The following is a 25,967-nucleotide window of genomic DNA, read 5'->3' on the forward strand; positions in this document are numbered from 1 at the left end:
CAGCCAGGAGGCTCAACAGCCTTCAACCAGCCCGGCCGCTGTCCTCTCCCTATCCCAGCATAATCGCGCAAACAGCAGCTTCATCCCCGAACATTTAGCCGCGACCGCCCTTACTTATAGCCAAGCCTCGACGGGCCATGCTGCGAAAGTTGCGGTATCGTTACCGCACTGATATAACTGAAGGCTGTCAGAACCGTTCGCCTGCCCATGGCGGCGGTCAGGCAACCGCCGAGGTCGGCAGTCCGGCCCGGCGGCCGACCACTTCGACGAAAGGCCATGATGGCGTACGCGACGATCAGGGATGTGGCCCAACAGGCCGGTGTCTCCGTATCGACGGTCTCCCGAGCCCTTAACGACTCCGGGCGCATCTCCCCTGCCACTCGACAGCGCATCAACCAGGTCATCCACGACCTGCACTATGTGCCGGACTCCCGAGCCCGATCCATGCACTCCACCCACTCGCGCACCATCGGCCTGCTCATCCCCGACATCCGCAACTCCTACTTCGCAGACCTGGCCTATCTGATCCAGGGCCAGCTGCTCAACCATGGCTTCCAGACCCTGATCTGCACCTCAATCCAGGGCGACCCCGGCGAGGACCGGGCCCAGGTGCGCAACCTGCTGGGCCAGCACATTGACGGAGCCATCATCGTGCCCGGGCCGCGCTCTTCCCACACCCTGGAGGAGCTGACCCGACGCGGGCTGCCCCTGGTCTGCGTGGACCGTGCCGCCGAAGGTGCCACCGGACGCGACGGACGGGCCATCCCCTGCGTGGACGCCGACCCCGAGCCCGGCCTGAGAAAGGCCCTTGAGGATCTGCACGTCAATGGCCACCGACGTATCACCCTGGTGCCTGGGCCCCTCAAGGAATCGGCCACCTTCCGGGAACGCCTGGACGTATACCGCAACCTGCTGGCAGGCATCGAGGGCATGGACGACCCCTTGACCGACCAGGTAGAGCCCGGCACTTTCGACCCCGATATGATCGACCTCTGGGTCCGGCAGGGAATCACCGGGGTGCTCTTCGGATCCTCCCTGGATGCCATACGCGCCATCAAAACGACCCAGTCCCGAGGAATCAGCATCGGCGAGGACCTGTCCATGATCACCTTCGACGACCTGCCCGTCTTCCGCATCCTAACCCCGGCAGTGTCGACCATCTCCCAGCAAATCGACACCATGGGGACCCGCTGCGTAGACATGCTCCTGCAGCTGATGGCAGGCTCGCCCGTGCGGTCGGTCCGGCTGCAGACCAGCTACCGCCACTGCGCCTCGGTGGGGCGCCCGCCCGCGCACACCGGCCAGGATCCCTGAACCTGTCACAGTGTGATCATCAAGGCGGACAAGCTCATCAAGGAACGGAGAAACATGATTAAAGATATGGCGGCGGCATCCGACCAGGTGCTCAAGGGACTGGATACCATCAAGGGATCCATCTCGGTGGTCGGGTCCATGAATGCGGACTACACCGTCAACACCGACCGGCTGCCCAAGCCTGGCGAGACCATCAACGGGGGTCCCCTGCAGGTGCTTCCCGGGGGCAAGTCAGCCAACCAGGCGGCGACCGCTGCCCGCATCGGCGCCCAGGTCAGGCTCTTCGGGGCCGTAGGATCCGACTCCAACGCTGACTTTCTGCTGGGGCAGCTGGGCAACGCCGGGGTGGACGTCTCCCATGTGATGACCGTTCCAGGAGCCAGCGGAACCACAGTCATCACCGTGGATGCGCGCGGTGAGAACACCATCGTCTACTCCCCCGGCTCCAACGGCAAGGTGGATGTGGACTACGCCCACCGCTCCCGCCAGGCCCTGACCTCGGCCAAGGTGCTGGGCTTGTGCCTGGAGAGTCCCATCGAGACGGTCACCGAGGCCGCGCGGATGGGCCACGAGGCCGGCATGACCGTGCTGCTCAACGACTCCCCATTCCGCGCCGACCTGCCCGCCGACCTGATCGCCAACTCGGACCTAATCCTGGTCAACGAGCATGAGATGGCCCAGCTTCTGGGCATTGACGAACCCGAGGACGGCGACTGGCTGGGGGCCGACTGGGACCGGATCAACCAGACCATGCAGGACTTCGGCTTCCACCGGGCGATTGTCACCCTGGGCGGCGAAGGATCCATGGTGCTGGACCATGGCCAGACCTACCGGATTCACGCCGTGCATGTGGACGCTGTGGACACCACTGGCTGCGGGGACGCCTTCATGGGCACCGTGCTAGCTGGCCTTGCCTCCAACATGACCCTGGTGCAGGCCGCCCAGCTGGCCTCCTACGTCTCCGCCTACGCTGCCACCGGGCAGGGGGCGCAGGCCTCCTACGGCACGGCCGAGCAGATTAGGCTGCGTTTCTCCTGAGTCTGAACGTTCGGGGCCGGAGCTATCAAGGTCGAGTCATCGGAATCCTGACCACCGGGGTCTTGTAACCAGGGTCCGCTGGTCAGGGTCCAACGATTAGACAGGTAGAGCGCTGCTGACTCCCTCCCCTGCGTTGTCAGGCCGATGAACCGTTGCGAATTGCACGACGGTTCGTCGGCCTGACTGGTATCTGTGCAATAGAGGCTGGATGAATGAATATGGGATGCATACTTGTTGCCAGTTAAGTGCAAATGTGGAATTTAGACTCATTGCCAACTGAGAGCAAGTCCGAAATTCGCTTTTGTTGCCAACTGAATTCAAGCACGGAATCTGTTATTAGCGCCAGTTAAATGCATCTAAGGATCGGACGGGCATTGGAGAGTACGCGTGTGTCTTGGCCGTATAAGCTATGCAGAGAATCATTCGATGCGAGAATGCGTGAGCAGCACCACGGCAAGGAGCGGCAACAAGTCTGTCCAAGTGTCAGACAGCTGATCACCAATCGTCATATGCAAGGCCGCCATCTTTTGACTCACCACTAAGCGCCCGTTCCCGATTACAACTACTCCGGCTCATCCGCCTTGCGACAGCCTGGGACCGCGTTTGACCTCATCATCCCTCGGACTGATGGCACCTCCCGCTGTCCCCGAATATTGTTGATTCCATGAACACAGTCAGTCAAACAGCGCAGCGACCAATCACCAGGTCCAATAATCGAATGCTACTGACTGACGCTCTCTTCGCCATCCTTCTGTTTCTGCTGGTGAGCGGCTCCAGCGCCAATCTACGAGATGGGGCTCTGATCCCCTTGCAGGAAAACCTGATCCTGATGTGGACGGTCCTGCTCATAGCCCCTGTCGTTATCCGTCGCCGATTCCCGAACGTAGCAGCCGGGCTCTTCGTCGCTGTGGCTCTGGCTCAGCTCCTGTTGGGACCTGCCATCATGCTCTCCGACGCAGTCTGCCTGGTGATGGTCTATTCCTGTCTGCTCTACGGACGTCCATCCTGGCGCCGACTCTATCTGACTGTGGCCTGGGTCATGACACCCCTATCCTGCCTTGTCTTCACATTGGTCGATCTGGGATTTCTGCCTCCGGGCAAGACGTGGCCGGACCACATCTCAATGTTGCCGACCTCATTCAAAGATCTGGCAATCACCTTCCTATCGAATTTGCTGATCGAGGGGCTTCTGCTGCTCATAGCCATCGTTGCAGCCTACTGGACGCGGACCAGAAGGGATGCCATTGATGAGGCCCGGCGACGCAACCACGCCTTGGCCCTGCAGGCAGAGCAAAGCGCGGCCCTGTCTGCCAGCGCTGAGCGGGCCCGCATAGCGCGTGAAATGCACGATGTAGTCGCTCACACTCTGTCCATTGTCATTGTGCAGGCAGATGCCGGCAGGTACGCAGCCACTGCCGATGCGAACCTTGCTCTCAAGACCATGCGCACCATTGATCAAGAGAGCCGCCGCGCCCTACGTGAGCTGAGCTCGCTTTTTGGCAAACTCAAGGCTCCACCCAACCCGGCATCCGAAACCAGCCAAAAAACAGCGGATTCTCTTCCAGGCCAACCCTCTTCCTCCCCACCACCAACGAACCCAGCCCATATCCAGCCGCCTGACCAATCTCAAGCAACTGCCCAAACGAATTCCGCTAGTCAATCCGCGAACGCTCATAATCTGAATCCAGCCGGAACAGATTGCACTCAGCCGAGCCAAGCCAGCGGCCATCTTCCCACAATCAAAGAGATTCCAGCTGCCAACACTGCCAAGGCCAACATGGATACGGCCGACAATGCGCGTACCTGGCCCTCGGTTGCCACCTCTTCAAACAATCCGCCGACCAGCTATAAATCATGGTCAGACCTGATAGATGCCGCCCGACTTGCTCAGCCGAAATCCCAATTCAGCCGACGCATTGAAGGCCGACCCTGCCCAGAAAAGCTGGATCGCAGCCGCGCCATAACTGCTTACCGAGTGCTGCAAGAAGCATTGACCAATGTTCGCAAACATGCCGCTCCGGCTTCGGCTGTGCTAGTTGAAGAACAGTGGCTCACGGACGGTTTGTGTCTAACCATTGACGACCGCCCATTTGACCATGCCTCTACCAATTCAGATTCTCCGCCACAGATGGACCGACCTACGCATTCAGGTTTCGGTCTTTTAGGGATGCGCGAACGACTGACTTCTCTTGGAGGCAACCTTCAAACTGGTCCCGAAACAGAAGGCGGGTACCACCTCCAAGCGTGGATTCCTTTTGCCACTCCGCCAAAGTCCGACCCTGAAGCGGGGGTACGTGCCAATCGACAAGCTCAATGGTCCCTGCGCTCAATTGTCTCCACGCTCTTCGTCTGGTTTCAACGCCATCCATTGACGGCCGACCTGGGTTTGGTAATCGGACTCGTATTGATAGAGAATCCAGGTCAAGCTCTTGCTATAGCACCTGTCACGCGACAATATGATCCGGGCCGACCAGTAAGGATCATCGCCACGCTAGGTATCGCTTTGCCTCTGATTGTGCGCAGGGTCCGTCCCGGCATTTGCGCCGCCATAGTGTCTGCAGTTGCCGCCCTGCTGCTGCTCTTCTCACCCTGGCTGCCAGAAGCTGCAGTCTTATCCCCAGTCGCCGTCTATTCAGCAATGGTTTACGGTAAATACACCACCCGGCGGTGGGTTCCGTTGGCGGTCATCACGGATACGGTTTTATGGGCTGTCAGATGTGTAGCCAATAACCAAGGGTGTCCAACCATTCTGGCCTACATGATAGAAGGCCCGGCAGAATCATCTTTCTCTGAATCCCATGTAACACTTTTCATAGTGATGGCCGCACCGGCCCTGATCTGTCTGCTGACCATTCTGATTGCCTCACGCCGACGTACTCGTGGTTCGGTCCTGCTCCTCCAGCAGGAACGCGAGCGCGCGCTAAACCAGACCCTGCAGGAAAGCCAGGCTCTGGCAGCCAATCAAGAGCGCGAACTCATTGGCTCTACCATGCAGGTAGAAGTGGCCGCAACCCTGAATACAGTCATTGCATCCACTACCAAAGCCATCTCCGAGTTGAACCATTATCAGGTCAAAGGGGTGAACCCTCCCCCAGAGCAGGTAGCGCAAGCCTTCGGCGACATTGCTTCTCAAGGACGCCAGGCCCTGGCTCGCATGCGACAACTGCTGACCGTCCTGCGTCACAGTTCCAGCACCGGTCTGCGCTCAAACACCGACACCGCCGATTCCCCAAACAAGAGCCTCAACTCAGACAGGAACCATATGGGCGAGCCCACCCGTAAAAACCCACATATACCGGCTCTTCACCCAGCCAAACCCCTGCCAGTAGATCTTGATGATCAGCTTGACAACTATTCGGAACAATCGCAACAGGATAAGGAACCAGAGCATGCCCAATCGGACCAACAGGACCACCCAGACTCCAGGCGTGAGCGTTCTTGATGATAAGCACCTCCTATGGATGGCAAACAGGAAAATGACCGTGTCAGGTAATCAGCACAATCGGAAAATTGAGCACTCCATGAATCGCGAACTCGAAGATTAGCCACTCCGGGAATCGATTGCTGACGAGCATAACTTCACCAGTTGAAAGTCTCTCCGACGACAGTCGCTTAGCCAACAATTACTCAATCAGCAATCAACCAGACAGCGATTACCCTGGATCCAAGTTAAATCCAGTTGTAATTTCAAGCAACACTCAACTCAGATAAAATTGGATGGTGGCGCTGGCCACCATATAGCGGAAAGAAGCAGGCAGTCATGGAACGGACCGAACCCATCAGCGTTGCCATCGTGGACGACCAGGATCTGGTCCGAGCTGGCTTTGCCATGGTCATCGGCTCCCAGGATGACATGACCGTGGTCGGCCAAGGCGCGGACGGCGAGCAAGCAGTGGATCTGGCTTCACGCCTGCGGCCCGATGTGATCCTCATGGATGTCCGTATGCCCGGCATGGATGGTTTGACAGCCACCCGCCGTATCACTGCTTTGTCACCTGACCGCCCCGAGCCCAGGGTCATTGTGCTAACCACCTTCGATCTTGACGAATACGTCATGGCGGCTATAAAAGCCGGCGCATCAGGATTTCTGCTCAAGGATACCGAGCCTGAAACCCTCCTGACCTCCATCCGTACAGTTCACCAGGGCAATGCGATCATCGCTCCTTCGGCTACAAAACGCCTGATCGAACATATGGCCCATGACATGCCTGCGACCGGGTCCATGCCATCGGGATCGATCTATCGCGATCCCGAGGCGGACCTGCTCACTGATCGTGAGCTGCAGGTCCTGGTTCACATAGCCCAGGGCCTGAGCAACCAGGAGATCGCCGACAATCTGGGAATTTCACTGCCCACAGTGAAAACTCATGTCACTCACATTCTTCAGAAGATCAATGCCCGCGACCGCGTCCAGGCGGTGGTCTTCGCTTACGAAAACCATCTGGTATGAACCGGCCGTCGGGCGGTATCAATCGTCACTGAGCGCCTCAATGGGAGAAACCTTGACTGCCTCCCTGGCTGGCAGCACACTGGCTACCACCGCAGCCAGCAAGGCCACTGGCAGTATCAGCGCAAAAGCCGACCATGGTACGGTAAAGATCACGGACCCTAAGGACACAAAGACCTGATAAGCTCCTATCCACCCGAATAGCGTTCCTAGAACGATTCCAGCCAGACTGGCTCCTAGGGCAATCATGCAGGCCTCGACTCCCAAGGATCGGCGAACTTGGACACTGCTCATGCCGATTGCTCTGAGCGTGGCAGTCTCACGACGGCGCTCCAGCACCGACATCATCAAAGTATTGGAGACCCCTATCAGGGCGATAATGACGGCAACCCCCAGCAATGCCACCATGATTGCTAACAAGGAATCGATTCTTTCACCCCATATCCTCTTCTGTGTCAGCCCTCCGCTCATAGCCATGTCGTCATGCTCTCCAACAGCCTGACGTATGTCATCCAAGAGCAGTGCAGCATCGCGATCTCCCTGCGTCCTGATCCAGATTTCATGCGTCTTGGTGTCAATCCCGGCAACATTTTGAGAGTCCGTGATTGCATAGACGCCACTGGTATCCAGCCCGCCGAATCCGGCAAAGACCCCAGTCAATGTTCTTCTTGCTTCTGCCTCTTTTCCACGTTCATCGTCCGCCTGAGGATCAGCTATCAACAACTTCAACTGACTTCCATCCCGGTAACCGGAATGCTTGGAAATCGTTCTGGTCGACACCAACAACGCATCAGACCTTTGCATACCTGGACCCAGATCGCCATGAAGCACACGCCTAATCCGTGGAGTATCCAAGGCATAGACAGTCATGGAATCTTTTGAGGGGCCACCTGACTCGACCTCGGCATTGAACCGCTGCACCAGCTCTGCATCAGCAACACCTTGGATACGCTGAATGGCCCACACATTATTCTTGTTCAGCCCCTGACCGGATATTTCAATATCCAAGGAATAACGCTGATCAATATCCTTGGCCAAGGTCCGTTTAGTGGTTACCGCACCTGTAGCCAGAGTGGAAACCAAAGTTACGCCGATCAGCAGAGCAACACCTGTGGCAGCGACTCGTGAGGGATTTCGAGCGATATTCGCCACTCCGACCCTGCAAGATGGTCCAATCCGGGACACAGGTCCACCCAGGCAACGCAGAAGAGCCGGAATCCATCGACGCGCACCCATCAGGGCACCCAGGAAAATCAGCAAAACACCCAATACCACAAGACCTAGCAATAATTCCTGCTGATTACTGGTCTGGACTGTATCGCCAGAGTTTGTCCTGACCAGCTCTGTGACGCGCCAAGAGGACCAGATCACGAATACCAAGCCGCTGACTGCCAGCAGGATGCTGATCCACAAACCGGTCCGCTTCCTGCTGCCTTGTTCCTGATGATCCACTGGTTGCAGAGCTTCAAGCGGTCTGACCCTGATAGCCGTACGAGTAGACCCAAAGGCAGCCACCAAGGTTGCCAGAACACCGAGCACAAACGGAACCAGAAGGGCTGTAGGTGTAAGCAGAAGTTCAAGCTTCATGGTGCCCGAATGCAAACCAAGGCAACCGGCAAGGCCCATCAATCCCATAGCCAACAAGATGCCGACCAGGGAAGATATAACGCCAAGGAACAGGGCCTGCTGCAACACGCCTGCCCTGATTTGCCATCGATCAGCACCAATAACCCTCAGCAGGGCCAGATACCTGCGCTGTCTGGCCACCATGATCTGGAAGGTGTTGGCAATCACCAAGGCAGCCACCACCATGGCCAGCACACCGAAAGTCATGAGGAAAACAGTCATGATGTTCACACCATTGCCGGTCTGCTCACTGAGCAGTCTGTCCTCCATGGCACGACGGTCCTCCAGCTGGTATCCGTCGGGAATGTATCGACTGATATTTTGCAGAGTGTTCTGGAGTTCCTTGCCCTGGCCATCAACCTGCAGATAGATGTTTCCTACAGGAAGGGACTCCGGCCCAACCATTCCCGCCATACTCAGCAGGCGTTCAATCCGAGAACCCGTCAGCACCACAGCTCCGCCGAAATCGTCGTACTTTCCCCCATGGCTCTTGCTGATGCCTGAGATGGTCAAGTCCACAGTGCCTCGGTCGACAAGGCGTTCTTTACTTGAAGAATCCTGAGCACTATCACTATCACTACCTGGAAGCATCAGCGGGGACAGATGGAGGCGCACCTTATCGCCCAGACCAGCCTGGAGCCTGTTGGCGACGGAATGCGGCAGCACAACCTGATCGTCTGAATCAGGCCATTGCCCCCGAGCCAGATCGACAGGCATAAGCTCCTGCCTGGCACTCACAATGGCCAGAATTCCCTTGCTGGACTGACCGTTTGCTTCCGTATCCACCATAAGGTCGACATCAGGGCGCAAACCACTAACACCGCGCAGTTTCGACAGCCCCTTGCCATCGAATTCGTCGAGCAGGATCGGCTTGTCCAGATCCCTTCTGGATGTCACAGCATAGTTGGCTTGACCCGCATCCATGCTGATTTCGCGACGCATGGAGGCATTCGCCACGTTGCCAAAAAGGAGCGTCAAGCACATAAAGAGGGTGCCGATCACGATGGCCAGACCAGCCGGCATCATCATACGTGCATCGCGCTTCATCATCGTACGAGTTATCCGCCACACAATGCACCCCTTAGTCCTGGAACTGGGAATCGCCAGCAGTGCCGGCCGAGACTTGTTCAGCCAGAAGATCGTTCATGGCTTTCACTGTCGGATCTTTTCGGTCCGAAACAATCCGTCCGTCGGCAAAGACAAGCGCACGATCTGCGTAGGATGCGGCATAGGCATCATGAGTGACCATGATAACGGTCTGATTCAGCTCGCGCACGGAATCACGCAGGAACTTCAGAACACCAGTGCTGGAGGCCAGGTCCAAGTTGCCCGTCGGTTCGTCCGCAAAGACCAGACCGGGTTTGGTTATCAGCGCTCTGGCGATGGCGACCCGTTGCTGCTGCCCCCCGGATAATTCACCGGGAAGATGGTCCAGCCTCTCCGACAAACCGAGGGTCTCTACCAGTTGCTCCATCCACGAGCTGTCAGGCCGAACGCCGTCCAGTACCAGCGGCATGAGGATATTCTGTTTGGCAGTGAACATAGGCAACAGGTTGAAGCTCTGGAAGATGAATCCCAGATGTCTCCGCCTGATCAGAGTCAGCTGACGGTCGTCCAGTCGTGTCAGGTCAACTCGGCCGGCCTGATCAATCGATGGATGGTGACGATCTCCGCTCTTCGAATGCAGAAGATCAGCGGCCATATAGACATGGCCAGAGGTGACAGTATCCAGACCAGCCAGAACGTGCATAAGTGTTGATTTGCCCGAACCTGAAGGGCCCATGATGGCAGTGAACCGGCCTTGCTCAAAATTCACGTCAATTCCGCGCAGGGCATGGACGACGTTCGAACCTTGCCCATAATCCTTGGTCAGCTGTCTGGCACTGACGGCAGGCGGTCCCGCGACACCCGAGACTGCTCTGTCGATTAATCCTTGTGAAGACGAAGTATCCGCTTTGTTCTGCATGGTGCTCCTTTATCCGCGAGGAAGCCTTTCTCCCGTCAGCTTCCGACCGTATCCGGCTATCGGCTGCAGCGATATGCTCCCTAGGAGCGATGAAGATAATCATCCTTACGGATGAGTGCACTGAAGAACTCTTCCTGTTAGGCTGGCACCATTCAAATCAACGCGGGCGACGGGGGATGGACTCTGCGGAGATGAAGCAAATCATGTTCAGTACAAAAGACATGAGCCTAAAGACATGGATCCATCAGACCAGAGGATTGAGACAATTGCCTCGATCCCCTTAATCGACTACGAGAATAACGAGGTCCCCGCGATCAAGCCGGCGCGCTTCCAAGCAGCCTCAAGGAAAACATCATCTGGCAGAATAAATCATTCATTCCCGACGCCAACCAAGGTGCGCCTTGGTGAAAGTTGGCTGGCTCTGATGCGATCTGACTGCTGGTCGTCATTCCTCTGCTAGAGCCACGACCGGTGGAGTCCGGTTGACGCGCCTTGCAGGCAGGACGCTTGCCAGAATCGCCGCTACGAGCGCTACCAGCAGAATCACCAGGCCAATGGACCAAGGAATCGGGAAAGCCACCGTCCCCAGAGAGGAGAAGATCTCATAGGCTGCAGCCCAGCCGAAGAGCAGGCCCAGGACCATGCCTGACAAGGACGACCCCAGGGCTATCAGCCCCGATTCCACAGCCAGGGAACGTCTGATCTGCTTGCGGGTCATCCCGATGGCCCGTAGGGTGGCAGACTCCCGCCGACGTTCCAACACCGACAGGGAAAGCGTGTTGGCTACGCCGATCAGGGCGATGGCCACTGCAACCGCAAGCAGGCCCAGGATAATCATGAGCAGGCTGTCGATGGTCCGATCCCACTGCTGCTTTTCAGCCAACCCACCCTTCACGGAAACAGCCGAATATCCAGAAAGCGCACTCTTCACCTTGTCCATAAACGTCGAGACTGTTGGCGAGCCATCAACCTTGGCCCAGATCTGCACGGTCTGAGGCTGAACGCCATTTAGCAAGGATGAGTCGGTCATGCCATATAAATTGCTGGCATCAATCCCCTGGTAGGGCGCATAGATGCTAGTTACGAAGAGTCTTTGAGCCACCGACGTGGATCCGCCATGAGCGTCGCCTTGAATCGGGCTGAGAATATTGAGCCCTAGATTCCCGCCGTCGTGAAAATCCTTCTGTCTGTCCATGAGGCTTTCTGGAAGCAGCAGGGCATCCGGTCCGGAAAGATCCTTGCCGACCCTGGAGTTCAGAAGACGATCGATCTTATGCGCATCCAGGGCGAAAATAGTCATTCCCGCCCCGTTCTCGCCGCCTGATTTGACCATGGCTGCATACTGGGGCACCAGCTCGGCCTGTGCAACCCCGTCGATCCGTCGAATGTCGTTCAAAGCCTTGGCATCCAGACCATCAGCGCTGATCTGCAAATCGACTGAGTAGTGCTCATCCAGCATGTCGGCCATAGTCTGCTTGGCGCTAGCGGCGCCTGTGACCAGCGTGGCGACCAGTGTCACGCCGATCAGGAGGGCGGTACCTGTTGCCGCCACACGGGAATGATTCCGCGCGATGTTAGCCACGGCGATTGTGGACGAGGGCCCAACCCGCGAAACCAGGGATCCGATTCCCTTGAGCATGAAAGGAATCCAACGATTGGCACTGAACAAAATGCCCAGGAAGGCAAGGATAATGCCGATGACAGCTATGACAGCAACAATGTTCGGCCCGTCTCCAGATGCCTTGCCGGCCTTGTCTCCCGTGACATTGAGCCTGACCTGCCAGAGAGACCAAACAGTCATGGTGATGCCCGACAGAATCATGACAACGCTGAAAAACAGACGTATCCTGCTCGTCTGTTTGTTCTCCAGAAGATCAGCAGGCCTCAGCGCCTCCAAAGGACTGACTCTAGTGGCGGCCCATGAGGAGTTGAGGGAGGCCAAGACCGTAACGACGATGCCGAACACGAGAGGCACCAGGATAACCGCCGGAGTCAGCTTCAATTGGAAGTAGAGGGAATTCGTATGAGCCTTAACTGCACCCAGAATAGCCATGATGCCAATGGCGGCGCCGACCCCGATCAAGGATGCCACAGCGCCCAGGATGATGGAACGAATCAGGACGCTGGCCCTGACCTGGCTCTTATTGGCGCCTATAGTCCTCAGGAGGGCCAGGTAGCGACGTTGCCGAGCAACCATGACCTGGAAGGTGTTGGCGATGACGGTGGCAGCCACGAACATGGCCAGTGTGCCAAAGACCAAAAGGAAGGTGGTCACGGGGTTTTGGGAACCACCGAGCGCGGTCTTGACCAGTCTGTCCTCCATGGTGTGACGGTCTTCAAGGGAATAGCCGGAAGGCATGAGCCTGCGCAGAGAAGCCAGACTCCCATCAAGGTCGCTTCCCTGCCCGCCAACATTCAGGTAAACGTTCTGGGCATACAGGTTACCCATTTCACCAAGACCTGCTGTGGCCATAAAAGCATCTATGGTCTTGGGGGTCAGCACGATTGCGCCGCCCGACTCGCCAAACTCGCCGCCCTCGTTGCCCTGGTTCGAACTGACGCCCGACAAGGTCAGGGGCTTCGATATGAATCTGCCCGCAACCTGGTCAGCGCTGGCCTGCCCTTTCGGCCCAAGGTCCTCGGAAATATACATCATGCTAGGCGACAGGTTCAGACTCACCTTGTCACCCAGGGAGAGCTTGAGTCTGGAAACAGTCGGCCCGGGTAAAACCACTTGGTCATCAGCGCTGGGCCAGGATCCCTTGGACAAACCGACCGGCATCAGCGATGAATCCGCCATAGGAATGGCAATCACGCTCTCGCTTTTGATCTTGCCGGCGCGAACATCCACCATGAGCTGCGTGTCTGATCTGACTCCTTGAACGCCTGGGACTTTTGCCAGCTCCTCGGTTTTGAAGTCCTTCACCCTCTTCTGATCGGAATGGCTCCCTTCCGCAGGGATGATGGCGTAGTTGGCCTGAGCAGCATCGGATGAGACCATCCGCCGCATGGAAACGTCCATGGTATTTCCGAAGAGGAAGGTCATGGCAATAAACACTGTTCCGACGACAATGGCAATGCCCGCGGGAATCATCATGCCCAGGTCATGCCGCATCATTTTTCTGGCAACGAACAACATAAACATTACCCTCAGCGATGAGCAGCCGAGTCAGCTGTAGCCGCAGAGGCCATGACCTCCTCGGAGAGCAGTGCGTTCATAGAATCCACAGTGGGGCTGTCCTGGTCTGCCACGATTCGCCCATCCGCAAAGACCAAAGCGCGGTCGGCAAAGGAGGCCGCAAAAACATCATGTGTGACCATGATGATGGTCTGTCCCAGCTCGCGGACCGAGTCCCTCAGGAAGCTGAGGACCTCCGTCGAGGAGGCTGTGTCCAAGTTTCCGGTGGGTTCGTCCGCAAAGACAATGGAAGGTTTGGTAATGAGGGCCCTGGCGATGGCCACACGTTGCTGCTGACCGCCCGAAAGCTCGCTGGGCCGGTGGCTCAGCCTCTCCTCCAAGCCCAGGGTCTTGGCCAGAACCTCCAGCCAGGCTGTGTCTGGCTTGGCCCCATCCAGGATCAGAGGCATGAGGATGTTCTGCTTGGCCGTAAACATGGGCAGGAGGTTGAAGCTTTGGAAAATAAAGCCCAGGCTCTGGCGCCTCAAGAGAGTCAGCTGATTGTCGTTGAGCTTGGTCAGGTCGACCACTCCCCTCCGCCCTCCATGGCGGCTGGCTCGACTGCCCTTCACCCCGGCAGCATCGGTCCCGTTCAGGTAGACATGTCCGGAGGTAACGGTGTCCAAGCCGGCCAAGGTATGCATGAGAGTGGACTTGCCCGACCCGGAGGGACCCATGATGACTGTGAACCTGCCCCGTTCGAATTCGACATCAACACCCCGTAGGGCATGGACCAGGTTCTCCCCACTCCCATAGTCCTTGGTCAGTCCCTTGGCCTTGATGGCCACCTGGGCGATCTGCCTCGGTTTCCCCGCACCGGACGACAAATCAGAAGACGTCCTCGTCTTTGCTCCATGTTTCATGCTTCCATTTTACCCACCACAATATTTCAGCCTGACCAGTCAGATGCTGTCCACCACTGGAGAGGGGAAGAGGGAAACATATACAAAAGTGCCCATCGAAACGTAATGAGGTTTCGACAGGCACTTTGTGCTTCTTCCTCTTCTCGGTCATATATCACGCGGATACGGCACCAAGAAGGAAGTGTGATTGTCGGCTACTTGGCCAGACCGGACTCCTTCAATGCCCGGAAGGCACCCTTGAGGTCATCCAGAATGTCCTCGATGTTCTCCGTGCCGATGGAGAGCCTGATGGTACCGGGATGGATTGCCTGATCCTCCAGCTCCTCCGGTGTCTCCTGGGAGTGGGTGGTCGATGCTGGATGGATGGCCAGCGACTTCACATCAGCCACGTTGGCCAGAAGGGAGAAGAGATGTAGGTTGTTGATGAAAACCCTGGCCGCATCCTTGCCGCCCTTCAGATCGAAGGTGAAGATGGAGCCGGCGCCGTTCGGGAAGTAGCGCTTGTAAAGCTCGTGGTCGGGGCGCCCCTCGATGGCCGGGTGGCTGACCGACTCCACCTCCGGCACGGTCTGCAGGTAGTCCACTACCTTCAGGGCGTTCTCAACGTGGCGCTCAACCCTCAGCGACAGCGTCTCGGTCCCTTGCAGGAGGAGGAAGGCTGCGAAGGGCGAGATGACGGCGCCAGTGTCGCGCAGGAGGATGGCACGAATGCGGGTGACGAAGGCCGCAGCACCCAGATCCTGGTAGAAGCGCAGACCGTGGTAGCTGGGGTCAGGCTCAGTCAGGGTGGGGAACTTGCCGGGCACTGCCGCCCAGTCGAACTTGCCGCCTTCCACGACTACCCCGCCCAAGGTGGTGCCATGGCCACCGATGAACTTGGTGGCCGATTCCACGACGATGTCAGCGCCGTGCTCCAGCGGACGGAACAGGTAAGGAGTGGCGAAGGTATTGTCTACAATCACCGGCAGGTTGTGGTCATGGGCGATCTTGGAGATGGCCTCGAAGTCGGGCAGGTCGGCGTTGGGGTTGCCGAAGGTCTCAAAGAAGACCAGCTTGGTGTTCTCCTGGATGGCCGACTCGAAGTTGGATGGGTCCGAAGGATCCACGAAGGTGGTCTCGATACCATCGCGGGGCAAAGTGTGCTTGAGGAGGTTGAAGGTTCCGCCGTAGATGTTCTTGGAGGACACGATATGGTCTCCGGTCTGGGTGATGTTCCGGAATGCATACTCCACTGCGGCTGCCCCTGATGCCACGGCCAAGCCGGCAGTGCCGTTCTCCAAGGCGGCGATCCTGTCCTCGAAGACCCCCTGGGTGGAGTTGGTCAGACGGCCGTAGATGTTGCCCGGATCCTTCAGCGCGAACCGAGCTTCGGCGTGGTCGAAGTCGTGGAAGACGTAGCTGGTGGTGGCGTAGATGGGCACGGCCCGGGAATCAGTGGCAGGGTCGGCCTGCTCCTGGCCCACGTGGAGCTGAAGCGTCTCGAAATGGTACTTGTGCGGGTTCTGGTCGGTCATGTCGATTCCTATCTGTTGGTGACGTGCGTCCTCTTGTAAGTTCTTGAATGTGACCATAAGCGGCCCAAGCCCACCTGTTCAAGCCAAAAAGGACTTTTCGGTATCGTCCTTTTTTATAACAGCTTCCAAAAGGCTGAAAGCGGGCCTTTTTGTCTCCACATTGCACACGCGGCAGTACCCGTTTAATCCCTCCGCTGTAGAGTCGAGTAAGCAACGGAGAAAGCTTCGATGCGGACAGCCTCAGCAGGCATGAAGGAGTTCAAAAGATGGCCGGACAGACGGACGATCAGAACAGGCTCTACCAGCGCGACAACAAGTACATCCCCCGAGTCGCCGCTGTGCATGACATGTGCGGGTATGGCAAGTGCTCGCTGACGGCCGCCATCCCCATTCTTTCGGCGGCCGGATGCGACGTTTGCCCGGTGCCTACAGCCCTGTTCAGCGCGCACACCATGTTCAAGGACTACACCTTCCACGACACCACCGAGATGCTGCCGAGATACCTGGATGCCTGGCAGAAGGAGGGTGTCGACCTGGACGGGATCTACAGCGGGTTCCTGGGCAGCGCCGAACAGGTTGACATTATTCAGCGCATGTATCGGGAATACCCCAAGGCCCTGAGGCTGGTCGACCCGGTAATGGGCGACGGTGGATCAATGTATCCCACCTACACCGAGGAGATGTGCCGGGCCGTGACCAATCTGGTTGATGGAGCCGACCTGCTCATGCCCAACTTGACCGAGGTCAGTCTGCTGACCGGCATCGACTACGAAGGCCAGGACCTCGACGATGCCCAGGTTGGTGAGCGTCTGGGCCGTCTGCTGGACATGGGCGCAAAAAACGTCATCATCAAGGGCATCGACCGGAAGGACGGCAAGCTGCGCAACTTCGTGGCCTCGGCGGATCATGGCGGAGTCAGCGAGCGCACCGAGCTGGTCCACGACAAGCTGCCCTTCATGATTCACGGCACCGGTGATGCCTTCGCCTCCAGCCTCTGCGGGGCGCTCTTTACTGGACGAGGCTTGGCCGATGCCGCCCGAATCGCCGGCGAATTCGTCCGCTCGGCCATGCAGCACACGCGCAATCAACCCGACTATCAGCAACGCGGGGTCAGTTTTGAGCTGGACCTGGGGCAGATGACTGCTCTGGTGCAGGAGCTGTGAGCCCAAGGTCGGCGAAAGCGGCATAAGAGTCTGGGCATTTGTCAAAGGTGGAAGACCAAGGTGGATGAATAAAACCTAGACCGCCTTAATCGGCGCATTCTTGCCGGCCAGATACGTGGTCGACAATGTGACAAATCAGTCATAGAGCGACCCGGACACAGCAGACCGGAAGGCGTTGCCAGCGAATTCGCCGACGGTACCTTCCGGTCTCTGTTATCTCTTTATTCCTGGGTTCTTAGTTGCCTGATGCTCTGCTCCCTTCGCTTATTTTTCTCTATGTGTATCGTGCGTTTCGGTTTCCTTGGTTTCTGTTTTACTTAGTTCCGCTTTGCTTGCTTACACTTTCTTTCGCTTCTGTTTCAGTTCTTCTTGCCTCTGCCGACTCTGCCTGGTGTAGAGATGAATGCAATCGATACAGCATCAGCATCGGGAATCCACTCGTTCATCCACTTTCGTGCGTGCGCAGGATCATTCGACCACATGCCTGGTTCGGCTAGTCACCGACTTCCTTCCAGTGGTCTCCTAGAAACATGGACACACAAGAACTGACTAGAGCAAATAATCTCCGCACAGCCATAAACAACAGGGGTGGCAGAACCGATGCCGACATTATGATCACAGACCCATTGGTCGCGCGACCCATAAGAGCTCTGCCCGATTCCAAGAGATCCTTCGACAACCCAGAAAACACACGAACTAGTGGAGCAAGGTTTAGTACGAACAACGATGAATCCATCGACATAGAACTGGCAGATATTGAACGACAGATCAGAGTCAGTGGCATAAACAGCCGAGAGCTCGGACGTTTGGGTGAGGATTACGCCTGCCAGTGGCTGCGGCAACGAAACTGGAAGATTCTAGCCCGCAATTGGAGAAGCAGATTCGGCGAGTTGGACATCATCGCTCTGGATCCCGAGGCGACTCTGGTATTCGTAGAGGTCAAGACCAGGCGCACCGGTCGGTTCGGATCCCCAGAACAGGCTGTCGGCCCGCGCAAGCAGATCCACCTGCGTCACGCAGCAGTCCAATGGCTGATAAGCCACGACCGAGAACCCAACGCACGGCATCGCAGCACCCGATTCGATGTCATCAGCCTGTCAGTCAAGTCCGACCCTGGCAGAAGCATGTATTCCGAGGGTGCCCATCCCCTGACTTCCTGTCAGACATCCGCCGAGACTGTCAGAGGATCCAACCATTCGGGCAGGGGCGGATGGAAACCGGGATCAGTCTTCCTCAGGCACACCAAAGAGGCCTTCTGATGCGTCTTGGATCTGCTGAATCCGTAGGATTGATAGGGCTCAAGGCCTTTCTCATTCACGTGCAGTCCTTCATCTCCCCAGGACTGCCCTACTTCTCCATCATCGGGCTGCCGGATGCCTCCTTGTCGGAGTCGCGGGAACGGGTCAAATCCGCCTGCTCGGCCTGCGGATTTCGGTGGCCGCAGACCAGAGTCACCGTCAACATGTCCCCTGCTTCAAAGCCTAAACACGGCTCCTCACACGACCTGGCCATTGCGACCAGCGTCCTAGAAGCCGGCGGTGCGCTGCCGACGGAAGGCCTGGATCATACAGTCATCTTGGGCGAGCTTAACTTGGATGGCACGATTCTGCCTATCAACGGTCTGCTGCCCATCCTGACGCAGGCCAGAGCTCAGGGAATCACGCGAGCCTTCGTCCCCGCAGACAACCTTGACGAAGCCCGTCTGGTTCCCGATATTGAGGTTGTCGGACTGCGTCACCTGGGCCAGCTCATTCAGGCCTTGGGCGGGCGAAGCAGAATCGCCGTCCCTGAAGCAGACGGCCATAAGAAAGCCGACGAGCCAACCGCCATAGCGAGTGTGCACACTAGGAACTCAGCTCATAATGTCAACTCCCCCGCCAATGCCGAACCAGCTCCACCGAAGCCGGACATGGCTGACGTGATTGGCCAGGAGGAGACCAAATGGGCCATGATGGTGGCTGCAGCCGGCGGCCACCACATGCTCATGGTCGGTCCTCCAGGAGCCGGCAAGAGCATGCTTGCGGAACGGCTTCCCAGCATCATGCCCGCTCTGGATGCTGTTCAACAGCTTGAGGTGGCTTCCATCCGATCCCTATGCGGCACGCTGAGCCAGTATGGGATTACCAATGTGCCACCCTTCGAGGCCCCTCATCATACGATCTCCATGGCGGCCATGGTCGGGGGCGGGGCCGGACTGGCCACCCCTGGTGCCATCACCCGTGCCCATCGCGGAGTCCTCTTTATGGATGAGGCGCCGGAATTCTCTCCAAGGGTGATCCAATCCCTACGCGAGCCCATGGAGATCGGGCGGATCTTCTTGTCCCGGGCCAAGGGCAGCACCACCTTCCCGGCTCGTTTCCAGCTGGTCATGGCCGCCAACCCCTGTCCTTGCGGATATGGATACGGCACAGGCGAGCGCTGCACCTGCACGCCCCGCGAGCGCCTCCGTTATTGGAACAGGCTGTCAGGACCCATCATGGACCGCATCGACATCCAGACCACGGTCCCCCCGGTGATCGACCCGGGATTCGACGATCACCGTCCACGCCAGCACAGCGTCCAGATCCGCAAGCGTGTGACACGTGCACGCCAGACGGCAAAAGAGCGTTTCCACAAGGAAGGCTGGACCTGCAACGCCCAGATCAGCGGAGAATGGCTGCGTCAGAACACATCTTCCAAGGCGCGTTCGATCGTGGATCAAGCACTGCGCAGACAGCGGATCAGTCTGCGAGGGGCCGACAGGACCATGCGCCTGGCATGGACTCTGGCAGACCTGGACGGACGGCCCAGCCCCGGTGCCGACGATGTGACCACCGGCATCCTACTCAGGACAAGGGCCGTCTGAGATGACCAAACCCTTGATGAAAACCATGCCAGCAGACCAACCGCGACCGATGACCATGGTAGAAGGTGACTGGCTTGCCAGAGCTGTGCTGACCCTGGCTGCAGACGGTCCGGATGCCTTCATGATCAGCTGTCTGCTGGGCTCGAACCAGGCGGCCGACCTTTGTCGAAATCTGATCGAACTAAGGGCACCGAACCACTCGGATGGCGACGGCCCTCATGATGCTGCTCGCGCTAGACTAGACGAACGCTTTCTGAAGGGGACGGCTCGATGGGGGCGACGAACGAGCACTGAAGACCTAACTCGGTTCCATAAGATCAGTGACTCCTGGCGAAGACGCCTAACACCCTTGCTGGCCATGGACACTGACCAGGTGCGGACCATGATGACTGGTGGAGGTCGGTTCTGGGTGATGACCCCTGGCGACCCCTGCTGGCCAGGTCAGGTGGGTGACCTGGCACGTCGCTCTGATTGGGCCCCTCCCCTCTGCCTGTGGGGACAAGGCAATCCTGAAGCCTTGATCTGCTGTGACCGCCCCTTGGCCGTAGTCGGATCAAGGACATGCGACGAGTATGGCCGGTCCACCGCCCACCAGATAGCCATACAGGCTGCTGGTAAAGGCCACCTGGTCGTCTCCGGCGGGGCCATGGGCACGGATGCCGCCGCCCACTGGGGAGCATTGGCAGCTGGCGGCGGACGAACGGTGGCCGTTTTCGCTGGAGGCTTGCTGCATATGGGTCCCAAACGCAACAGTCGTCTGTTTGAAAACATTGAGGCAGATGGTGGCGCACTGATCAGCGAGCTACCGCCAGGCACTATCCCCGAGGCACGGCGGTTCCTGCTGCGCAACCGAATCATCGCCGCTCTGGCCTCCGACATTGTAGTGGCACAGGCACGACACCGATCCGGCGCGCTGAACACAGCCAACTGGGGCGTGGAATTGGGCCGTCGTGTACTGGCTGCCCCCGGAAGAATCGACCAGCCAGAAAACACCGGCTGCAACAGACTCATCCATGAGGGCAAGGCGGAGTTGCTCCTGTCGGCGACCGATATCCAAGACATCTGCCATCCCGCCCATGCACCTATCCACCCTGACAAATCCGTTCAACATGGAACCGGCGTTTCAGTCAAAACCACCAAAGATCATGAGAACCACCGAGCAATTCGACAGCCCACGCAGCGCACACCACCGCTTGACTCCGATCATCCGACCCAGACCAGCCACGGCAGTCAACTGCCCTCAACCACACTCAAACAATCTCGGACATATAGAGACAGGCTTTCGGCCCGCTCTCAGGGCAAACAGGATTCTTCAACCCCGCCATCAAATCCAGCTATGGACCATGAATGGGAAAAAGCCGGCGATGAGCGCCTAACCAAGGCAGAGACCGCAGTGCTGGTGGCGATCCGCAACTGTCAGCGTCAGAATGGTCCACCCATGACGGGACAGCTTCGTGTTCAGCTCGCCAATCAGGGACATGAGCTCTCCGTGAGGCAACTGATGCAGCTGCTGGGATCCCTGGAAATTCGTGGTCTGGTCAGTCTGCAGGACGGATGTGTGGTAGCCGAAGATCCGAAGACCTGAAGAGTCAGGCCTTCCAGCGACAGCGATCCAAATCCACCACCCAACCATCGGCACCAGCTGATTCGTCACTAAGGGGAGGAACAAAGTGAACACCCTCATCCTCCAGCAGTTGACGCTGACGCTCCGGACCACCAAAGGCGAATCCTGGTGCCAGCGAACCATCACGAAAGACCACGCGATGACAGGGAATCACCCCAGGTTCGGGATTGTCATGAAGCGCATAACCTACGAACCTGGCGTTGCGCGGATGACCTGTCAGGGAGGCGACCTGACCATAGGTGGCGACCTTGCCACGAGGGATCCGTCTAACGACCTGATAAACCTGCTGGGAGAAGGAAAGTTCGGTCATAAGACTCATTCTGCCCGCGTAAGCAGACATAGACCGGATGAGGGTGCCGCTATCAATAGGTCGTGACAGTATCGTTGGTATGAATCCCCAGAAGGTCAGAAACCGCTATGATGCCGTCATCGTCGGAGCTGGAGCGGCCGGATTGTCAACAGCTCTGGGCCTGTACAGAGCTTTAGAGAGCAAAAAGAGCAAGAGCGACTTATCTCCAAAGGTCTTGGTCGTCTCCAAACTACAGCCCCTACGCTCCCACACCGGCTCAGCAGAAGGCGGCATCGCGGCCAGTCTGGGCAACCAGGAAAAAGACGACTGGCATTGGCACTACTACGATACCGTCAAGGGCGGCGACTGGCTGGCTGACCAGGATGCGGTACGGATTCTGGCCGAGCAGGCCCCGGGCATCGTCATCGAACTGGAGCATGACGGAGTGGCCTTCTCAAGGACCGAAGACGGGCACATCGCCCAGCGGAAGTTCGGCGGCCATACCGCTGATTATGGCGGCCATCCAGTCAGGAGAGCCGCCTATGCAGCAGACCGTATCGGCCACCAGATTCTCCACGCCCTCTGGCAGCAGTGCCTGCGTCATGGAGTCGAGTTCGCCGAGGAATGGTATGTGACCGATCTGGTCCTTGACCCGCCCACTGATGAGGAACCCGGCGGCCATGCCCAAGGACTAATCGTGCTGGATACCCATGCCGGCAAGCTGCAGGCCATCCAAGCCGACAATATCGTTCTATGCACGGGCGGAGCCGGCCGACTCTTCCATACGACCTCCAACTCCTGGGATCTGACCGGTGACGGCATGGCGCTCGCCCTACAGGCTGGTCTGCAGTTGGAGGATGTGGAGTTCATCCAATTCCATCCCACCGGCCTGGGTCACACTGGCATCCTGCTGTCGGAGGCCTCCCGCGCAGAAGGCGGCGTGCTCAGGAACTGCCAAGGACGGGCGTTCATGCAGGACTACGCGCCGGGACACGGCGACCTGGCCGCCAGGGATGTAGTCAGCCGTTCCATTGTGGCCGAGATTGATGCAGGTCGCGGAGTGGCCGATCCATCAGACCCGGACGGACCTCATGATTGCGTCTGGCTGGACATGACCGGCATTGACGCCCAGCGCATGACCAGTCTGCTCCCCCAGGTCACCGAGACCATCCACCGCTACGCCCACCTGGATCCCACTGTGGACATGGTTCCGGTCAAACCCACCGCCCACTACACCATGGGCGGCATACCCATCACAGATCGTGGCCGCGTCTATCGCTGGCAGGATGGCCGCCGTCGAATCGTCGACGGACTGTATGCCGCCGGGGAATGCTCATGCGTCAGCGTTCACGGGGCCAACAGGCTAGGCGGCAACTCCCTGCTGGACGCCTGCCTTTTCGGCACCAGAACCGGACAGACCATCGCCACCATCATGGCCAATGCCGACAAGCCAAAGGACATGACCGACGCGCCTACGCTCGCACAGGCACTGCGAAGGCGTCAGACCTTCATGGACAAGTTGCTGGCTGTAGAGAGTGATGCCGAGTCCTCGGAGTCAACATTGACCAACAACCAAAACGAAGAATCCGACCCCAATGGCGGTGCCAGCCCGAACAACCCTTACGCGTTAATGGGTCGGCTGGGACGTCTGATGGAGGAGGCCGTAGCCGTCCGCTGCGATCAGAGCAGCATCGAAAAGGGTTTGCGTGGCATTGATCGACTGGATGCCGATGCCAGGCAGTTGCGTGCGCACAGTGGCACAGCAGTGCTCAACCAAGAGGTGACCGCCATCATGGAGGTAGACAACCTGCTGACCCTGGCCCGGGCCGTACTGAACGCCAGCCTGAAACGTAAGGAATCTCGCGGTGCCTTGTACCGGAGCGATTATCCGCAACGCGACGACGAACACTACCTGGCCCACACTATGATCGACGCCAGGGAAGTTGTCTCCTGGCAGCCTGTTCATATCGTTGACATGCCTCCTAAGGGCCGCAATTACTGATGGACCCTGAGTTCAGCCTGTTCCGACAGACACCTGCTCGACACCTATGCTGGTCAGTCAGGGATTAGGATGGAGGCCGCGCATATTAGTGGGCATCGGGCCACATCCCAAACAAGGACAGGAGCAACCGTGACATCACAGTCCACAGGCTCAGACGGATCCAAGGCATCAGCATTGGACCGCGATCCCCGTCCGGTGACCTTCCGAATAGCCCGGTTTACCCCACGACCTCAATCAGAGCGTCCGGCGCGAACCAGCCCATTCGCCAAGAGCAACCCCTTTGCCGCAGCGGGTACCCGACGAGCACGAGGACGCCGCTGGACACAGGAGTACACGATCCGCATTGCCCCACAGCGCACTGTTCTCGATGCCCTTCTGCAGATCAAGCGAGAGGTGGATCCCACACTGAACTTCCGGTACTCCTGTGGGCATGGCATGTGCGGGTCGGATGCCGTGCTCATCAACGACCGTCCGGATCTGCTCTGCACAGCCACCATCGCCGACTGCTTGTCTGCATCCGAGACCATGCCGAACGCATACGCCTCATTCGGTGTAGCTAATGGAAGTCCACAAGTTCAACAGCCTCCAGCTTTCCGCCGAACCGGCACGGCGACCACCGCAACGACCACATCCTCGTCGGCATTGCACTCAGATTCGGGCATAGGCTCCAGAGCCACAGGCCCTAAAGCCATAAACCCTTCTGGAACCTCAGACCATACAGAAACCACAAACCATACAGGCACCACACACTTTACAGAAACTTCAGACCCTGACAAATCTTCAGTGATAGAGATCCGTCCGCTCCCCGGCTTCACCCCACTCAGAGACCTGATAGTGGACACCGACACCATGTTTGAACAGATTCGACGCTTTATGCCTTATCTGCTTCATGATGATTCCTCTGCCGAAAGCCGCCAAAATCACCACGAATCCGATCAACCAGAGACCCAGGATTCGGCGCAAAACCCGTTAACAAAAGCCATCAGCCAAACAGCTAAGGCTAAGGTGGTCGACGCAGAACCGGCGTCAGAATACCGGCAGACTCCGGAAGAGCTGGCCCGGTATGAACTGCTCAGCACCTGCATCGCTTGCGGACTCTGCCAGGGCGCCTGTCCTATTTATGCGGGCGGCGAGGCCTTTGTCGGCCCGGCGGCCATGATTGCAGCGGCTCGATTCATCAACGATTCCCGCGACAGCCATCGACAGGAACGTCTAGAGGCCATTGACCAGGTGGACGGAATCCAGGCATGCCAGTCCATACGGGCCTGCACCCGACCCTGCCCCAGAGGCATCGACGTGGGTGAAGAGATGTGGAAGCTAGTCGAAGCCGTCAAAGAGTAGTCAGACTCGTACGCACACAGGTCAGCATGAGCATTCGACAGGCTTGTGCCCTCTGGTCGTTACCATGGTTAGCATGGACAAAACCTCGTACAACAACATCGCCAGAGGATGGGAATTCGCCGAGGCAAGCGCTCTGAACGTCGAATCAGACAAGTTGCAGACCTTGCGAGACAAGGCTTCGGAGGCCGGATTCGCACAGTGCTCCCGGTCTCAAGGCGCCTTTCTGCAGTTTTTGGCTGGCCGGAACGCTCCGGCATCCATCATCCTGGTCGGCAACGGCTCTGTGGTCGAAGCCCTGCGCCTGATGACGGGCCTGCATGGTCATGGCCAGTTCACCGCCGTCGACTCCACAGCCCAAGGCACCTCACTGGTCAAAAAAATATTCGCGGGCATGGAAAAAGCCCACCCTGGAATGAGGCTGCGGGCAGTCAATGCGGCTGCCAAAACCTACTTCCCCAAGCTCAACCCCAGCGACTACGACCTTATCGTCGTCTCAGGCAATGGGGACAACTACCAACAGGTCATGGACCAGGCTCCGCGCCTGCTCAAGGACCGAGGACAGGTGATCTTCACGGATGCCTTCGATCTGCTGAAGGATCCGGTCAAGGGCGGCGTACTCAACCCGGCCAACAGGTCCGCCAAAACAATCACCTTACGGACCATCATGGAAGCCATAAGCAAAGACGATGCCTGGGAATCCTGTCTGCTACCCATTGGCACAGGTATGATCATGGCCACCCGCGCCCGCTGACCGCCG

At 58.1% G+C, this 25,967-nt stretch carries 17 protein-coding genes; 11 read left to right on the top strand and 6 right to left on the bottom strand.

Annotated features, from left to right (window positions below; translation table 11 throughout):
* Positions 1-279: 279 nt before the first annotated feature.
* From H3V09_RS03155 to H3V09_RS03170, 4 genes are all read left to right on the top strand, one after another.
* Positions 280-1,314: a LacI family DNA-binding transcriptional regulator gene (locus tag H3V09_RS03155; protein ID WP_198199029.1), complete on the top strand. Its 1,035-nt coding sequence runs from the start codon at positions 280-282 to the stop codon at positions 1,312-1,314.
* A gap of 54 nt (positions 1,315-1,368) precedes the next feature.
* The gene (locus H3V09_RS03160) at positions 1,369-2,352 is read left to right on the top strand and encodes a ribokinase (RefSeq protein WP_198190906.1); all 984 of its coding nucleotides are present in this window, start codon (positions 1,369-1,371) and stop codon (positions 2,350-2,352) included.
* 718 nt (positions 2,353-3,070) lie between these two features.
* Entirely contained in the window at positions 3,071-5,794 is a 2,724-nt protein-coding gene (locus H3V09_RS03165) for a sensor histidine kinase (protein WP_198190907.1), read from the top strand.
* 318 nt (positions 5,795-6,112) lie between these two features.
* Complete coding sequence (locus tag H3V09_RS03170) at positions 6,113-6,802, top strand: response regulator (protein WP_046323043.1); 690 nt, start codon at positions 6,113-6,115, stop codon at positions 6,800-6,802.
* Positions 6,803-6,820: 18 nt separating this feature from the next.
* On the opposite strand, the gene H3V09_RS03175 is transcribed toward H3V09_RS03170, so the two are convergent.
* The 5 genes from H3V09_RS03175 to H3V09_RS03195 form a co-directional block, all read right to left on the bottom strand.
* The gene (locus H3V09_RS03175) at positions 6,821-9,496 is read right to left on the bottom strand and encodes an ABC transporter permease (protein ID WP_198199030.1); all 2,676 of its coding nucleotides are present in this window, start codon (positions 9,494-9,496) and stop codon (positions 6,821-6,823) included.
* 10 nt (positions 9,497-9,506) lie between these two features.
* The gene (locus H3V09_RS03180) at positions 9,507-10,391 is read right to left on the bottom strand and encodes an ABC transporter ATP-binding protein (RefSeq protein WP_232339346.1); all 885 of its coding nucleotides are present in this window, start codon (positions 10,389-10,391) and stop codon (positions 9,507-9,509) included.
* Positions 10,392-10,836: 445 nt separating this feature from the next.
* On the bottom strand, positions 10,837-13,530 hold the full coding sequence (locus tag H3V09_RS03185; RefSeq protein WP_198199031.1) for an ABC transporter permease: 2,694 nt from the start codon (positions 13,528-13,530) through the stop codon (positions 10,837-10,839).
* Positions 13,531-13,541: 11 nt separating this feature from the next.
* Positions 13,542-14,432: an ABC transporter ATP-binding protein gene (locus tag H3V09_RS03190; protein WP_232339347.1), complete on the bottom strand. Its 891-nt coding sequence runs from the start codon at positions 14,430-14,432 to the stop codon at positions 13,542-13,544.
* Between the two features lie 194 nt (positions 14,433-14,626).
* Positions 14,627-15,946, bottom strand: coding sequence for an O-acetylhomoserine aminocarboxypropyltransferase/cysteine synthase family protein (locus H3V09_RS03195; RefSeq protein ID WP_198191130.1), 1,320 nt, complete (start codon positions 15,944-15,946; stop codon positions 14,627-14,629).
* A gap of 266 nt (positions 15,947-16,212) precedes the next feature.
* Between H3V09_RS03195 and H3V09_RS03200 the strand changes: the two genes are divergently transcribed.
* The 4 genes from H3V09_RS03200 to H3V09_RS03215 all read left to right on the top strand — a co-directional run bounded on the left by H3V09_RS03200 (position 16,213) and on the right by H3V09_RS03215 (position 21,539).
* Positions 16,213-17,109, top strand: a complete 897-nt coding sequence (locus H3V09_RS03200; RefSeq protein ID WP_198190910.1) for a pyridoxamine kinase — start codon at positions 16,213-16,215, stop codon at positions 17,107-17,109.
* Positions 17,110-17,720: 611 nt separating this feature from the next.
* Positions 17,721-18,368: a YraN family protein gene (locus H3V09_RS03205; protein ID WP_232342048.1), complete on the top strand. Its 648-nt coding sequence runs from the start codon at positions 17,721-17,723 to the stop codon at positions 18,366-18,368.
* The gene (locus H3V09_RS03210; RefSeq protein WP_198190911.1) at positions 18,368-19,954 is read left to right on the top strand and encodes a YifB family Mg chelatase-like AAA ATPase; all 1,587 of its coding nucleotides are present in this window, start codon (positions 18,368-18,370) and stop codon (positions 19,952-19,954) included. The genes H3V09_RS03205 and H3V09_RS03210 overlap by 1 nt, the downstream gene beginning before the upstream one ends.
* Positions 19,955-20,003: 49 nt before the next feature.
* Complete coding sequence (locus tag H3V09_RS03215; RefSeq protein ID WP_198190912.1) at positions 20,004-21,539, top strand: DNA-processing protein DprA; 1,536 nt, start codon at positions 20,004-20,006, stop codon at positions 21,537-21,539.
* Positions 21,540-21,543: 4 nt separating this feature from the next.
* Here H3V09_RS03215 and H3V09_RS03220 read toward each other — a convergent pair whose 3' ends face one another.
* Positions 21,544-21,888 (bottom strand): MGMT family protein, encoded by a 345-nt coding sequence (locus H3V09_RS03220; RefSeq protein WP_198190913.1) that lies wholly within the window; start codon positions 21,886-21,888, stop codon positions 21,544-21,546.
* A 79-nt stretch (positions 21,889-21,967) separates the two neighbouring features.
* On the opposite strand from H3V09_RS03220, the gene H3V09_RS03225 reads away from it, so the two are divergent.
* The 3 genes from H3V09_RS03225 (at position 21,968) to H3V09_RS03235 (ending at position 25,961) form a co-directional block, all read left to right on the top strand.
* Positions 21,968-23,869: an FAD-dependent oxidoreductase gene (locus tag H3V09_RS03225; protein ID WP_198190914.1), complete on the top strand. Its 1,902-nt coding sequence runs from the start codon at positions 21,968-21,970 to the stop codon at positions 23,867-23,869.
* Positions 23,870-23,998: 129 nt separating this feature from the next.
* Positions 23,999-25,210, top strand: a complete 1,212-nt coding sequence (locus H3V09_RS03230; RefSeq protein WP_415873494.1) for a succinate dehydrogenase/fumarate reductase iron-sulfur subunit — start codon at positions 23,999-24,001, stop codon at positions 25,208-25,210.
* A 73-nt stretch (positions 25,211-25,283) separates the two neighbouring features.
* A complete protein-coding gene (locus tag H3V09_RS03235) occupies positions 25,284-25,961 on the top strand; it encodes an O-methyltransferase (protein ID WP_198190916.1) in 678 nt (225 codons plus the stop codon).
* The last annotated feature ends 6 nt before the right edge of the window (positions 25,962-25,967 follow it).

It is taken from the genome of Bifidobacterium sp. M0399 (assembly GCF_016100595.1).
Classification (GTDB): Bacteria; Actinomycetota; Actinomycetes; order Actinomycetales; family Bifidobacteriaceae; genus Bombiscardovia; species Bombiscardovia polysaccharolytica.

Bases quoted from the DNA above. Each gene is read 5' to 3' on its own strand.
- H3V09_RS03155 (WP_198199029.1), top strand. From the start codon at position 280: ATGGCGTACGCGACGATCAGGGATGTGGCCCAACAGGCCGGTGTCTCC.
- H3V09_RS03160 (WP_198190906.1), top strand. From the start codon at position 1,369: ATGATTAAAGATATGGCGGCGGCATCCGACCAGGTGCTCAAGGGACTG.
- H3V09_RS03165 (WP_198190907.1), top strand. From the start codon at position 3,071: ATGCTACTGACTGACGCTCTCTTCGCCATCCTTCTGTTTCTGCTGGTG.
- H3V09_RS03170 (WP_046323043.1), top strand. From the start codon at position 6,113: ATGGAACGGACCGAACCCATCAGCGTTGCCATCGTGGACGACCAGGAT.
- H3V09_RS03180 (WP_232339346.1), bottom strand. From the start codon at position 10,391: ATGCAGAACAAAGCGGATACTTCGTCTTCACAAGGATTAATCGACAGA.
- H3V09_RS03185 (WP_198199031.1), bottom strand. From the start codon at position 13,530: ATGTTGTTCGTTGCCAGAAAAATGATGCGGCATGACCTGGGCATGATG.
- H3V09_RS03190 (WP_232339347.1), bottom strand. From the start codon at position 14,432: ATGAAACATGGAGCAAAGACGAGGACGTCTTCTGATTTGTCGTCCGGT.
- H3V09_RS03195 (WP_198191130.1), bottom strand. From the start codon at position 15,946: ATGACCGACCAGAACCCGCACAAGTACCATTTCGAGACGCTTCAGCTC.
- H3V09_RS03200 (WP_198190910.1), top strand. From the start codon at position 16,213: ATGGCCGGACAGACGGACGATCAGAACAGGCTCTACCAGCGCGACAAC.
- H3V09_RS03205 (WP_232342048.1), top strand. From the start codon at position 17,721: ATGATCACAGACCCATTGGTCGCGCGACCCATAAGAGCTCTGCCCGAT.
- H3V09_RS03210 (WP_198190911.1), top strand. From the start codon at position 18,368: ATGCGTCTTGGATCTGCTGAATCCGTAGGATTGATAGGGCTCAAGGCC.
- H3V09_RS03215 (WP_198190912.1), top strand. From the start codon at position 20,004: ATGACCATGGTAGAAGGTGACTGGCTTGCCAGAGCTGTGCTGACCCTG.
- H3V09_RS03220 (WP_198190913.1), bottom strand. From the start codon at position 21,888: ATGACCGAACTTTCCTTCTCCCAGCAGGTTTATCAGGTCGTTAGACGG.
- H3V09_RS03225 (WP_198190914.1), top strand. From the start codon at position 21,968: ATGAATCCCCAGAAGGTCAGAAACCGCTATGATGCCGTCATCGTCGGA.
- H3V09_RS03235 (WP_198190916.1), top strand. From the start codon at position 25,284: ATGGACAAAACCTCGTACAACAACATCGCCAGAGGATGGGAATTCGCC.